The organism is Bacteroides caecigallinarum (assembly GCF_021531075.1).
Lineage (GTDB): Bacteria > Bacteroidota > Bacteroidia > Bacteroidales > Bacteroidaceae > Phocaeicola > Phocaeicola caecigallinarum_B.
In genome coordinates, this window is record NZ_JADYTJ010000043.1 from 1 (window position 1) to 12,546 (window position 12,546).

A 12,546-nucleotide genomic window follows, 5' to 3' on the forward strand; every position below is an offset into this window, starting at 1 on the left:
ATGCTATTCAATGCTAGACATAAACAAAAAATGGTGTTTCTACGGAATTTGTACAAATGTCGAAGATACATACGCAAAGGCAAAGAAACAACATTTTGGATTAATGGAGAATTTGCACACGAAAAGTTGTAATTAATAATCATAAATTAAAAATGAAGAACGAAGTTTTATATTTATTACTTGATAACTATGCTGATCATGAATCGGTATTTCTCGCTTCAGCTATCAATTGTGATGAAAATGGCATAAGAAAATATCCTAAATATATTAATAAGGTTGTTACTCCAACATTAACACCAATCCGTTCATGTGGTGGTTTCCAAACTATACCGGATTATTCTTTTAATACAATGCCTGATGAATATGCAGCGCTCATACTAATAGGTGGTTATGGCTGGTTGGACGAAAAAATATCAGATAAGGTAATTCCTATCGTCAGAAAGGCTATTGAAAAAGGAATTATTGTCGGCGCAATATGCAATGCAGCTTCTTTTCTGGCTAAACATGGTTTCCTGAACAATGTCAAACACACGGGAAATGGATTAGAACAATTGGAGCTGTGGGGAGGGAACAATTACACTAACCAAGCAGGATATATTAACAAACAGGCTGTAAGCGATAAACTTATCGTAACTGCCAATGGAACCGGGGAATTGGAGTTTGCAAAAGAACTGTTGCTTCTGCTGGAAAATGACACACCGGAACAGATTGAAATGTTCTACCGTTTCAATAAAGAGGGTTTTTGTACGTTATTTCCATAAATTAATTGAATATGAATAACAAAATATTTCATTTTTTAGAAAATAGCCTTATTAATAAAAAATTGGTTACCGATGAGGTTGTTTACACACTTGGAAATGGGAAACTGGAAGGTATATACAACGACCAAATGATATTTTCCAATTTGGTAAAAACTGAAAATGGCTTTAAGTTTAATATGACAACACTAACACATGAACTGATTTATAATTTAGATGAAAAAGGAGTAAGAACTACCATAGCTAAAGACTATACTGGGACAAGTGTGTTTTGTTATGAACTGGCTATGAGAAAAAGTACAAATCACTTAACAGGGTATATGCATTGTGTTTCTACAACAGTTCTAAATCAAACGATGGAGGCTGTTGTATATGGTATATTTGATGTTATCTTTGATGGTAAGGAACTCTGTTGGCGGGAAAATCAATTGCTATATAGGGATAATCCTATTGGAGAAGATAAATATAAGCCTGTAGCTTTCGATTCTAAAGTCCGTATTTATCTTGATAATGGGAAAGTTGTGTATGAGTATCTTCCTATACTTTGGGATGTCAATCCGAGAACATTGGAAAAAAGATTATCAAAAGATGATTATCCTCCATATATATCAAAAGAGGTATAGATATAAAGAAAAACTTATTTTCCCTAAATAAGCAACAGGTTGGTTATTCAAAGATTAATATAGCGATGTAATTATATGGAATTATCTGATTGGTTTAAAGGATTCGAAAAAGGTATAAGCTGTTTGAACTCGGAACAACTGGCTTCATTCTTTTCGGAATGTGGAAAAAATTGTGTAAACTGCGGAACGCTGCAAATCTATCAGGAATTATATGAGAAAGCAAATGGTGATTTAGACACTTTCTTTCTGGAAGCAGACAAACTTCCTGGTGTGAGAACCGAAATCATTGAAAAATGTTCTGTTTATCATCTGTATTTTATGGAATGTACCTGTATGCTTCATCGGCGAGGATATGTTTCTACTCCATTACTTTGTGAGTGTTCCAGACAAAGCATCCTTTATGTCTTGCATTCACTATGGAAAGATAAGACATTTCAGGTAGCAATCTGCGAATCTATTTTAAGGGGAAGTCAAAATTGTAAAATGCAAATCGAAACAACAAACAATGGAAATTCATAATTTACTGGATGTCAAATCAAGAACCGAACTGCGTGAATGGTTAATACAGAACCACAGAACGGAGAAAGAATGTTGGGTAGTGGTGAAACGTGGAAGACCTACAGATGACAATACTTTCTGGTATATCGATGCTGTAGAAGAAGTTCTATGTTTCGGTTGGATAGACAGTACTACTAAGAAAATAGCAGATGACGTAACAGCCCAGAAACTTTGTCCCAGAAAACCAAGAAGCAATTGGTCCGAACTCAATAAAGAAAGATGCCGCAGAATGGAACGATTAGGCTTGATGACAGATGCCGGAAGAGCCGTTTTACCGGATATGTCGCCTAATAGCTTTACCATAGATAAGGATATATTACAGAGGCTGCAATCCGACACTGTAGTGTGGAACAACTTCTGCCAATTCCCTGATTTATATAAGCGTATCAGGATTGATACTATCCAAATCAAGAGGAATCAGCCCGAACTTTTTGAAAGTCGCCTGAATAAATTCATAGAAAATACCCGAAAAGGACTTCTCTACGGAGAATGGAATGACAATGGAAGATTATAGACGTATTCACTTATAGCTTTTCATTTTAACTTGTATTATTAATGATAGGAAACATATGATATATAAGTGGTGTCAAAAACTGGTGTCAATTTGAATACATTAATATAAATGTGAAAATATATGCCTGATGCTTTATACCGTGCTTTTCAACTGTAAATCAATAAAATAGCCCCAACTTTTTTCAAGTTGAGGCTACTCCAAATGCCTTTAGAAAGGCTATAAATAGGGTTTAAATTACTCCCATTCAATTGTTGCAGGTGGTTTTGAAGAGATATCGTAGCAAACACGGTTTACGCCTTTCACTTTGTTGATGATATCATTTGAAACCTTTGCCATGAACTCATATGGAAGATGAGCCCAGTCAGCAGTCATGGCATCTGTACTTGTTACGGCACGCAATGCAACGGCACGTTCGTAAGTACGTTCGTCACCCATCACACCTACGCTCTGTACAGGCAACAGGATAACACCTGCCTGCCATACCTGATGGTACAAAGATGTTTCATTTCCTTCGGCATCTTTAGTCTTCCAGTCACGCAATCCCTGGATGAAGATATCGTCTGCGTCCTGAAGAATACGTACTTTCTCACGAGTGATATCGCCAAGGATACGTACAGCCAAACCAGGACCTGGGAAAGGATGACGAGTGATAAGATGTTCAGGCATTCCAAGTTCTCTACCTACACGGCGAACTTCGTCCTTGAATAACAGACGCAATGGTTCGCAAAGCTTCAAGTTCATCTTTTCTGGCAGACCACCTACGTTGTGGTGACTCTTGATTACTGTACCTGTGATAGAAAGAGACTCGATGCAGTCAGGATAGATAGTACCCTGAGCCAACCATTTAACATCCTTTATCTTGTGAGCTTCTTTGTCGAATACGTCGATAAAGCCTTTACCTATAATCTTACGTTTACGTTCCGGTTCTGTAACACCTGCCAGTTCGCTGAAGAACTTCTCGCTTGCATCAACGCCTATTACGTTAAGACCGAGGCATTCGTAGTCGTGAAGAACGTTCTTGAATTCGTTTTTACGCAACATACCGTGGTCAACGAAGATACATGTAAGGTTCTTGCCGATAGCCTTGTTAAGAAGAACTGCTGCTACAGATGAATCAACACCACCACTCAAACCAAGTACCACCTTGTCATCACCAAGCTGAGCCTTTAGTTCGGCTACTGTAGTTTCGATAAATGATGCTGCGCTCCAGTCCTGTTTACCGCCGCAGATGTCAACTACGAAGTTTTTCAGAAGCAGAGTACCATCTTCTGAGTGGAATACTTCCGGATGGAACTGAACACCCCAAAGCTTTTCGTTCTTTGCCTGATAAGCAGCTACTGCTACCTTGTCGGTAGAAGCTATGATTTCGAAGTTTTCAGGTATTGCAGTGATTGTGTCGCCATGACTCATCCAAACCTGTGAGTTCTCGCGGATGCCCTTGAGAAGAGGATTCTGATGGTCGAACTTAGCCAGATGTGCACGTCCGTATTCGCGTGTGTTGGCTGGTTCTACCTTACCACCGTTAGTGTACGACATGAACTGTGCGCCATAGCATATACCCAAGATAGGATATTTGCCACGGATGTCAGTAAGGTCTACCTTGAAAGCCTTTTCATCATAAACTGAGAATGGGCTACCTGAAAGGATTACACCAATAACAGACGGGTCATTGTGTGGGAACTTGTTGTAGGGAACAATCTCGCAATACATGTTCAGTTCGCGGACACGGCGACCAATGAGCTGTGTAGTCTGTGAACCGAAGTCGAGAATAATAATCTTTTCCTGCATATAAGTTTATTGGTTAAAATAATAACTGCGCAAAGTTAATAAAAAGTAGGGATATTATTTTTATAAAATCCCATTAAATTGTGTTTATACATTGATTATACAGAAACTGCCTTACACTTTTCCTTCCAGCCAGGCATCAATCATCTGTCTGGCTATACTGAGTTTCTTCGGAATTTCCGGCATATTGTCGCGCGAATAGAATTCTCCGGCACTTAGTTCTTCGTCCTGAAGCTTGATAGTTCCGCTCTCGTAATCGGCTATGAAACCTATCATTATACCGCTCGGGTAAGGCCACGGTTGACTGCCGAAGTATCTCAAATTCTTAATCTTCAGCTCTGTTTCTTCCATCACTTCGCGGCGTATACATTCTTCAAGTGTTTCGCCGGCTTCAAGGAAACCTGCTACAAGGCCTTTGTATTGTCCTCGGAAGTTCTTTGCATGTACCAGCAGCACCTGGTCATCTTTCTTGATAAGAACTATAACGGCAGGTGATATGCGGGGATAGAATTCCTGACGGCATTCGGGACAGCGTTTTGCGATAGGAGAGACTTGCACTGTAGGGACACCGCACATAGGGCAGTAACGGCTGTTCTTGTCCCAGTTCAGTATTTGTGATGCTTTCCCGGCTCTGTAGTATTCTTCGAACGGAAGTACGTCGTATGAGGCTCTCAGGTCTTTCATCATCATTTCGCTGTCTTCATTTCCCGAAACAGGGGTGTGTATGGCATATGCTTTTGCTGTATGTCCGTAAATTTCTCCTATGGTATGTATGGTGCTGCCTATCGGAACTGTCACCGGGGGTTCTTCACCGAATGGTATGTGATACTTACCCTCGGAATCTTTTACTATCAGTAGTTGTCCGGAATTGAATACGAACCATCCGAATTTTTCTTTTTCTTCCATTTTTATCTCTAACGTCGTATTTTGATAGTGTTTAAATACTGTTTGAATGGTGTTTAAATAGCTTTTAAAAGTCTTTGCAATTAGCAGTCTCCAAAACTCACTTCCTCGAATTTATAACCCATGTTTTTGAGTTGTATGGCAGCTCCTGTTCTGTACATCACTCTTACGGCACGTGTGAACACATGAAATGCCACAGGACTTTGTGGTTCTATCTGTTCATGTCTGATAAGGTCTATTGCTTTTTGTGCGCATCTTCTTATCATCTCTTCCAGGTCTTTTGCTTCTTGACTGTCAAGTGGGATGCCTACTACGTCACGTATCAAATGTTCGTCCATATCATCAAATCCCTGTTCTCCGTAAAAATCCTTATACTTGGCTTTGGAGATAGTATTCCAGTCGATGTCCCATCCGAAGGCGACAGCAATACCCAAATATGCAGCCCATGCTACTGACACTGTTGGGTATTCCTGAACCTGTTCCACTGCATCTGCCAGATATTCAGGTGCAAGTACCTGCCAGTAATTGTCTATATCGTCCGTAGCAAGTAGTTTGCCATCAAGAAATTTATAGTTTGTGCAAAGTCTCAATATCTCCTGCTGAAGTTTATCTTCAAAATTGTCTAAATATTCTGTCAATTCCATGATTTGTAATTTTTGTGCAATATTCGGAAAAACGTACAATATATGCAATTAAACGGTCAAATGATATTCATAAAATTTGCATTCATTAAAATAAAACAGCAACTTTGAGCAAATAAAATGTTATAAATATGCTTGGAGCTATTATAGGAGATATTGCAGGTTCTGTATATGAATTCAGCAATACAAAAGATTACAATTTCGAAATGTTTCCTTGCGGGAGTAATTTCACTGACGATACGGTCATGACTATGGCTGTGGCAGAATGGGCATTAATGAATGAAATTAATGCACCTGTCGATTTTCAGACGAAGCTGCTTGAGAACGTTATGGTGGATATGGCAAAAGAATTCCCATGCCCGATGGGAGGATATGGAACCAGATTCCATACTTGGCTTTTTCATCCGGAGAATCTGATAGATTGTCATAATGCGAAATCGTCATCCGGACGTTGTCCGTATAATTCATGGGGTAACGGTTCTGCCATGCGTACGTCTTCCATAGGCTGGCTATATAATAATATGGAAACCACATTAAGGGTGGCAGAGACGGCAGCAGCCATAACACACAATCATCCTGAAGGAATAAAAGGAGCCCAAGCCGTATCGGCGGCCATCTATATGGCAAGAAACGGTTTATCGAAGAATGATATTAAAAATTATATCACTACGAAATTTCATTACAATCTTGACCTGTCCTGGGAATATCTTCATGATACTTACGAATGGGATTCAAGTTGTCAGGGTACCGTGCCGCAAGCCATTATCGCCTTCTTGGTGAGTGATGATTTTGAAAGTGCCATTCGCAGGGCAATATCTATAGGAGGCGACAGTGACACATTGGCTTGTATCACCGGGAGCATAGCAGAGGCATATTATAAGTATATTCCAAATTATATGGTGAATAGGGCAATGGCTTTGCTTCCGCTCAGATTTAAACATGTGTTGGGATTGATGAAAAGGAGGTGATATTCTTCATTTGGTAGTCATAAATCCCCGGTTCGTGGATTAAGTTTTACTATTGCCACAACGTTTCATATTTTTGTCGCTAGAAACAACTATAAAAAAAGACAATTATGAGAGGAAAGAAAACGTTGGCTATGGTATTTGCAACAATGCTGTTACTGTCATCGAATATTTCAGTTGCAGGTACAGTTTATGATGAACCACAAAAAATGGAGCAGAAGAAAGAAGTTCCTAATCCTGAAAGGGCAGCAAGGAAAAGGCTGATGAAATGGACAGTCTTCTGAACCTTACGGAAAAACAGTATAAAAAGATTTACAAACTTTATCTTAAGGAAGAAAAAGAAAAGATTGAGAAGATGTTTTCATTAGGTGGAGGGCAGCCGCCGATGAATGGAGGAAGACCTCCTATGGGAATGGGGCAGCCTCCTATGGGTAGCGGATTTCCTCCCATGGGTGGCAATCGTCCGGAGTTTGGGGAAGGAGGCCCGAAGATGCCACCTGAGCATATCAAGGAAAAAATGGCTGAAGAGATGAAGGAGCGCGAAGAGAAGATGCTTAAGAAGATTCGTAAGATTCTTAACGACGAGCAATATGATAAGTGGCTTGAAATGAAGCCGAAAGCTCCGGAAAGACCTTCTTTTGATAAAGAAGAACCTAAACCTCAGGATTTATAATCCTGCAGGCTTAGGTTTGCCAGTTGTCTGTTTATTTCATTATCTTTTCGTACATTATCGTCATTCATGCCGAGTATGGAATATTTGCATTCGCCACAAATGTCAATACCTATAATTCTGCTGTGTTTCAGTAATATAGATAGCAGATGTTTCAATTCCTGCATCGTTGCCTTTCCCTGATCCCAGTTTGTTTTATCCTCTTCGGGTGCGAGTACATCTTTATCTATTGAAATATATATAGGCAGGTCGAAATGCATGGTGTAAAAGCGCTGCCAAGCCTCATGGTCTTCCAGTTGTGATTCTTTGAATTCTATAAGCTTGTCTGTATATTTCTTGTCAATTTTATTCAGTAGTTCGTCCGATGTCCCTATCAGAATTACCTTTTTAAGATGCTTGTTTGTGTCTATTGACGCTTTTACCCACGAGCCGCATGTCAGGAGTTCCTCGAACAGTGAAGGCTGCATGTCCGGGTGGTGGTCAAACACCACTAGTATGAAATCTTCCTTTATTTTATCAGTAAAGAATTTTGACACGTAATGATAGTTCCCGGAGTCGATGAAATGGATGCCTTGTGGGGGTAGATTCTCTATGCGTCTGCAAATTTCGTCCGATGCCTCTTTATCGCAAAAACAGTTGGTCCCTGATATATCCGTACAGTTTATCCATTTTATTTTCTCGTTTTTATAGAATGTCTCTTCCGTGTAGATATCCGAAAAGTTAATAATTACAATATCGTTTCCCATATATGTGTTTTTTTGTCGTATGCTCAAAGATACGAAAAAATCAGCCATTGTATTCTTCTTTAAGAATAATTGTACAAAAAACAATTATAGAATATTTTTATGTTTTAAAACATAAGATATAACTTTGCAGACGATTTTTGCGTATAAAATATTCATTGATTAACGTATATAGATAGAATTATGAAGAAGAGTCTTATTGCACTGGCTTTCGGTACTTTGGCATTGGGAATGGCAGAGTTTGCCATGATGGGTATATTGCCTTATGTAGCTTCCGATTTTGGGATAAGTATATCCGAAGCCGGTCATCTTATTTCTGCCTATGCCTTGGGTGTGTGCTTTGGTGCCCCGGTATTGGTTCTTGCACGAAAGAAATCGCTCAAGCATCTGCTTATGGCACTTGTATCGCTTATTGTGGTTGGAAATCTATGTGCATCTATGGCGCCTAATTATTGGGTCATGATGATTGGTCGTTTCATTTCGGGTTTGCCTCATGGGGCATATTTTGGTGTGGCCTCTATTGTGGCGTCAAAGTTGGCCGATAAAGGCAAAAGTTCTGAGGCTGTTTCCATTATGATAGCCGGAATGACTGTAGCCAATCTGTTTGGCGTCCCGTTGGGAACATCGTTAAGTCATCTCATTTCATGGCGCTCCACATTCCTTTTTGTAGGACTTTGGGGAATAATTGTTTTCTATTACATCTGGCGATGGGTGCCTGTGGTAGAAGGTTTGCAGGATGTAGGTTTCAAGGGGCAGTTCCGTTTTCTCCGTACTCCGGCTCCTTGGCTGATTCTTGGTGCTACGGCGTTGGGTAATGGTGGAGTGTTCTGCTGGTACAGCTATATCAGTCCGCTGTTGACCAATGTTTCCGGTTTCTCTGAAAGCAGTATGACGGCGCTGATGGTGCTTGCCGGTTTTGGTATGGTAGTGGGAAATCTCATTAGCGGACGAATGTCCGACCGTTATACCCCTGGTCGCGTACTTATGATTGCTCAGGGTGGTATATGTATGATTCTGTTGGCTATCTTCTTTTTATCACCCAATCCGTGGCTTTCAGTATCGCTTATGTTTCTTTGCACAGCAGGACTGTTTGCCGTGTCAAGTCCGGAACAGCTGCTTATCATACGCGTAGCTCCGGGTGGGGAGATGCTTGGAGGGGCATGCATTCAGATAGCTTTCAATTTTGGTAATGCCGTGGGAGCATATGCCGGAGGCCTTGCGGTAAATAACGGTTTCCAGTATGCTGCCATCGTAGGAGTTCCATTTGCTATGGTAGGTTTCATACTGGCTGTTATCTTCTACAAGCGTTATCAGGCGAAATATGAGGTAAAGTAATGATAAAAAATTACCGACGTACCAATTCTTTTTAATCGAATATCTTTGGATATTTTTTATCTTTGCGTCGATATAACTGCCGAGGTGACATTAAGCAGGAGCAAATTTGTATTAATCTAAACTAACGTATCAATTATGTACACAGTAATCAAAAGGATGGAAATTTCAGCCTCGCATTCGCTGCGTCTGTCTTATCCGAGCAAATGCGAGAAGCTTCATGGTCACAACTGGATTATAACCGTATATTGTCGCTCGAAAGAGCTTGACGAAAACGGTATGGTGGTGGATTTTACTCACATCAAGCAGGCAGTAGAAAAGCAGTTGGATCATAACAATCTGAATGATGTGCTGCCTTTCAATCCTACGGCAGAAAATATCGCTTTCTGGGTTTGCAGTCAGGTTCCACATTGTTTCAAGGTAGAAGTAAAAGAATCGGAATGTAATACGGCCATCTATGAGAAAGATTAACGAAATTTTCTATAGTTTGCAGGGCGAAGGCTTTCACACAGGGACTCCTGCAGTTTTTGTACGTTTCTCAGGGTGTAATCTGAAATGCAACTTCTGCGATACTCAGCATGAAGAAGGCCGGATGATGTCAGATGATGAAATAGTGGCGGAAGTCTGTAAATATCCATGCAGGATGGTAATTCTTACGGGTGGAGAACCGGGATTGTGGATTGACGGCAAACTTACTACGGCATTGCATTCAGCCGGAAAGTATATAGCGATAGAAACCAATGGAACATGTGTGTTGCCTGATGATATAGACTGGGTTACGTGTTCGCCCAAGGAAGGTGCTATGCTGAAAGTACGTTGCATGGACGAAGTGAAAGTGGTATACGTAGGTCAGGACGTGTCTCCATACTTAAAACTGTCTGCAAGCCATTACTTCCTGCAGCCATGTTCGGGACAAAACACTAATGACGTGATATCCTATATAAAAGAACATCCTCAGTGGCGTTTAAGCCTTCAGACACATAAACTTATTGATATTCCATAATATCCTGTTTTCATCAAAAGATATTGTTTTCTGTCTCACAAGAATAAACCGGGAAAATTCCTATACATAATTACCGTTACACGTACGTGTTCCGTTCGTTACACGTTCGTGTTACTACAGTTACACGAGGGTGTTACTATAGTTACACGAACGTGTCACTCTAAAAAATCCTGTGTTTTTTACCTTATATCTCAAATTATTGGACAATAATTTTATTCTCGTAAACCTTTGAAAACGAAAAAAACATCTTACAGGCTACAGTCTAAGTCATATTTTTTCCGTAAATCTGTATAAGGAATATACCTCTTTGAAATCAAGAGAGTTAGAAGAATTACCTCGTTTTCGGGTAATGAGTTGGTAACCGTTCTAATTGCCGTGGTCTGCATCGCTTTGCTTGTTCGGGAAACTCTTACGGTACAAAGGTATGAAAAATATTCAGACTGAAAGGATCATTCCAAAAATTATTTTAGTCAGAATATTGAGCATTCATCCTTATGCAGTCTTGGTTGGAAGCAATTAACGAACAAGGAAGCCACGGTAAAGGCAACTCCTACTCCTACCACGCCTGCCCATCCGTAATGTTGCCAAAACAGACCTGAAACGAACGTACCAGCAGAACCGCCCAGAAAGTAGATGGTCATATAAACGGTATTGACTCGGTTGATGGCGGATGCGTCAAGGGAGACCACGCTGGTCTGATTTGACAAATGGATGCATTGCATTCCTGCATCAATCAAAAGGATGGCGATTATCATCCACAAGTAGCTGTCATTTCCAAAAAATGCCAACAACCATGCAGCTAAGATAACACATCCCCCGACAATGGAGAAGAACCTTACGCCGTACTTCTGGATATAGCCGCTAATGAATACAACCGTAGACGCACCTGCCAATCCGCACAAACCGAGTGCCCCGATAATATCGTCATCCGCAAAGAATGGCTCTTGCTTCATCCGGAAAGCAAGGCAACTCCACAACGCAAAGAACGAGCCATAAGCCAATGCCGCCCTCAACGAAGCGATACGCAAGTACGGGTATTTGGCAAGCAGACGCAACAAGGATTTCATCAGACCCGCATAATTTTCACGTGAACGAGCAGGCAGAACGGGAAGCATCTTGTAAATCATAAGAAAGCATCCGAGCATAAACACACAAGCCACAAAATAGACGGAACGCCATCCCCACATATCAGCCAGGAAACCACTTAACACCCGTGAGCCAAGAATGCCTATGAGCAGACAGGACTGTATAATCCCCACGTTGCGTACCTTGTGTGCTGGTGCTGAATGGAAAGACACCAACGGGATGAAGAACTGCGGCATAACCGAAGATGCTCCGGCAAGCAAGGATGCGCCCCACACCCAATAGATGTTAGGGGCAAGTGCTATGGCAAGCAATGCGCACGATGAAATGATATAATTGGTCAATATCAGCTGCTTTCGTGAAACCAAATCGCCAAGCGGAATGACAAACACAAGTCCGACTACATAACCTATCTGGGTCAATGTCGCAACCATGCTGGCAGAAAAGTCGCTTACCCCAAAATCCTTTGCCATGCTGCCCAACAAAGGCTGGTTGTAGTAGCAGTTGGCAACGGAAAGCCCGGTAGCGACTGCCAGCAGAGCCAGCAGAGGTGCCGGAATGCCGTGGTTTTCTCTCAATTCATATTTCATCATTTATTCCTCCTTTCAGTATGACACAACTTTCAATCCAATCAAGGAGGCAATGAGCGTGAACAGGAAGAAAAGCCGTATGGGAGTGGCCGGCTCTTTGAAAACGAATATCCCAATCAAGACCGTGCCGACCGCTCCGATACCCGTCCAAATGGCGTATGCCGTGCCCAAAGGCAAAGTCTGAACCGCTTTGGCAAGTAATGCCATACTCAATACCGTGGAAGCCAAGAAACCGCTTCCCCACAGATAAAAACCAATACCTGATGCCTCTCTCGTTTTTCCCAAGCAGAATGTAAGGCTTACCTCAAACAATCCTGCCAAAAATAAAATTATCCAATTCATACCTATGATTTATTAAATTCGGGTGCAAAAGTAAGC

Annotated in this window: 16 protein-coding genes; 10 read left to right on the top strand and 6 right to left on the bottom strand. The window is 41.0% G+C overall.

What is annotated here, in order from left to right; translation table 11 throughout:
• Positions 1 to 152: 152 nt before the first annotated feature.
• The 4 genes from I6E11_RS11215 (at position 153) to I6E11_RS11230 (ending at position 2,453) form a co-directional block, all read left to right on the top strand.
• Complete coding sequence (locus I6E11_RS11215; RefSeq protein ID WP_235338092.1) at positions 153 to 761, top strand: DJ-1/PfpI family protein; 609 nt, start codon at positions 153 to 155, stop codon at positions 759 to 761.
• An 11-nt stretch (positions 762 to 772) separates the two neighbouring features.
• On the top strand, positions 773 to 1,381 hold the full coding sequence (locus tag I6E11_RS11220) for a hypothetical protein (RefSeq protein ID WP_235338093.1): 609 nt from the start codon (positions 773 to 775) through the stop codon (positions 1,379 to 1,381).
• 75 nt (positions 1,382 to 1,456) lie between these two features.
• Positions 1,457 to 1,900: a hypothetical protein gene (locus I6E11_RS11225; RefSeq protein WP_235338094.1), complete on the top strand. Its 444-nt coding sequence runs from the start codon at positions 1,457 to 1,459 to the stop codon at positions 1,898 to 1,900.
• Complete coding sequence (locus I6E11_RS11230) at positions 1,887 to 2,453, top strand: YdeI/OmpD-associated family protein (protein ID WP_235338095.1); 567 nt, start codon at positions 1,887 to 1,889, stop codon at positions 2,451 to 2,453. The genes I6E11_RS11225 and I6E11_RS11230 overlap by 14 nt, the downstream gene beginning before the upstream one ends.
• 234 nt (positions 2,454 to 2,687) lie before the next feature.
• Here I6E11_RS11230 and guaA read toward each other — a convergent pair whose 3' ends face one another.
• The 3 genes from guaA to I6E11_RS11245 all read right to left on the bottom strand — a co-directional run bounded on the left by guaA (position 2,688) and on the right by I6E11_RS11245 (position 5,785).
• Positions 2,688 to 4,241: a glutamine-hydrolyzing GMP synthase gene (guaA, locus tag I6E11_RS11235; RefSeq protein WP_235338096.1), complete on the bottom strand. Its 1,554-nt coding sequence runs from the start codon at positions 4,239 to 4,241 to the stop codon at positions 2,688 to 2,690.
• 111 nt (positions 4,242 to 4,352) lie between these two features.
• Positions 4,353 to 5,144, bottom strand: a complete 792-nt coding sequence (gene nudC / locus I6E11_RS11240; RefSeq protein ID WP_235338097.1) for an NAD(+) diphosphatase — start codon at positions 5,142 to 5,144, stop codon at positions 4,353 to 4,355.
• A gap of 80 nt (positions 5,145 to 5,224) precedes the next feature.
• A complete protein-coding gene (locus tag I6E11_RS11245) occupies positions 5,225 to 5,785 on the bottom strand; it encodes a hypothetical protein (protein ID WP_235338098.1) in 561 nt (186 codons plus the stop codon).
• 128 nt (positions 5,786 to 5,913) lie between these two features.
• Between I6E11_RS11245 and I6E11_RS11250 the strand changes: the two genes are divergently transcribed.
• From I6E11_RS11250 to I6E11_RS11260, 3 genes are all read left to right on the top strand, one after another.
• Complete coding sequence (locus I6E11_RS11250) at positions 5,914 to 6,750, top strand: ADP-ribosylglycohydrolase family protein (RefSeq protein WP_235338099.1); 837 nt, start codon at positions 5,914 to 5,916, stop codon at positions 6,748 to 6,750.
• 107 nt (positions 6,751 to 6,857) lie between these two features.
• Complete coding sequence (locus I6E11_RS11255) at positions 6,858 to 7,031, top strand: hypothetical protein (protein ID WP_235338100.1); 174 nt, start codon at positions 6,858 to 6,860, stop codon at positions 7,029 to 7,031.
• Entirely contained in the window at positions 7,016 to 7,420 is a 405-nt protein-coding gene (locus I6E11_RS11260; RefSeq protein WP_235338101.1) for a DUF4890 domain-containing protein, read from the top strand. The genes I6E11_RS11255 and I6E11_RS11260 overlap by 16 nt, the downstream gene beginning before the upstream one ends.
• Here I6E11_RS11260 and I6E11_RS11265 read toward each other — a convergent pair.
• Positions 7,408 to 8,163: an arginase family protein gene (locus I6E11_RS11265; RefSeq protein WP_235338102.1), complete on the bottom strand. Its 756-nt coding sequence runs from the start codon at positions 8,161 to 8,163 to the stop codon at positions 7,408 to 7,410. The two genes, I6E11_RS11260 and I6E11_RS11265, sit on opposite strands and share 13 nt — an antisense overlap.
• A 180-nt stretch (positions 8,164 to 8,343) precedes the next feature.
• Here I6E11_RS11265 and araJ point away from each other — a divergent pair, with 180 nt between their 5' ends.
• From araJ to I6E11_RS11280, 3 genes are all read left to right on the top strand, one after another.
• Positions 8,344 to 9,495: an MFS transporter AraJ gene (gene araJ, locus I6E11_RS11270; protein ID WP_235338103.1), complete on the top strand. Its 1,152-nt coding sequence runs from the start codon at positions 8,344 to 8,346 to the stop codon at positions 9,493 to 9,495.
• A 135-nt stretch (positions 9,496 to 9,630) separates the two neighbouring features.
• A complete protein-coding gene (locus tag I6E11_RS11275) occupies positions 9,631 to 9,963 on the top strand; it encodes a 6-pyruvoyl trahydropterin synthase family protein (RefSeq protein WP_235338104.1) in 333 nt (110 codons plus the stop codon).
• On the top strand, positions 9,950 to 10,495 hold the full coding sequence (locus I6E11_RS11280; protein WP_235338105.1) for a 7-carboxy-7-deazaguanine synthase QueE: 546 nt from the start codon (positions 9,950 to 9,952) through the stop codon (positions 10,493 to 10,495). Before I6E11_RS11275 ends, I6E11_RS11280 begins: the two co-directional genes overlap by 14 nt.
• Before the next feature lie 470 nt (positions 10,496 to 10,965).
• Here I6E11_RS11280 and I6E11_RS11285 read toward each other — a convergent pair whose 3' ends face one another.
• Both I6E11_RS11285 and I6E11_RS11290 read right to left on the bottom strand, forming a co-directional pair.
• Positions 10,966 to 12,168, bottom strand: coding sequence for an MFS transporter (locus I6E11_RS11285; RefSeq protein WP_072546245.1), 1,203 nt, complete (start codon positions 12,166 to 12,168; stop codon positions 10,966 to 10,968).
• Positions 12,169 to 12,183: 15 nt separating this feature from the next.
• Complete coding sequence (locus I6E11_RS11290; RefSeq protein ID WP_021928755.1) at positions 12,184 to 12,510, bottom strand: DMT family transporter; 327 nt, start codon at positions 12,508 to 12,510, stop codon at positions 12,184 to 12,186.
• Positions 12,511 to 12,546: the final 36 nt, after the last annotated feature.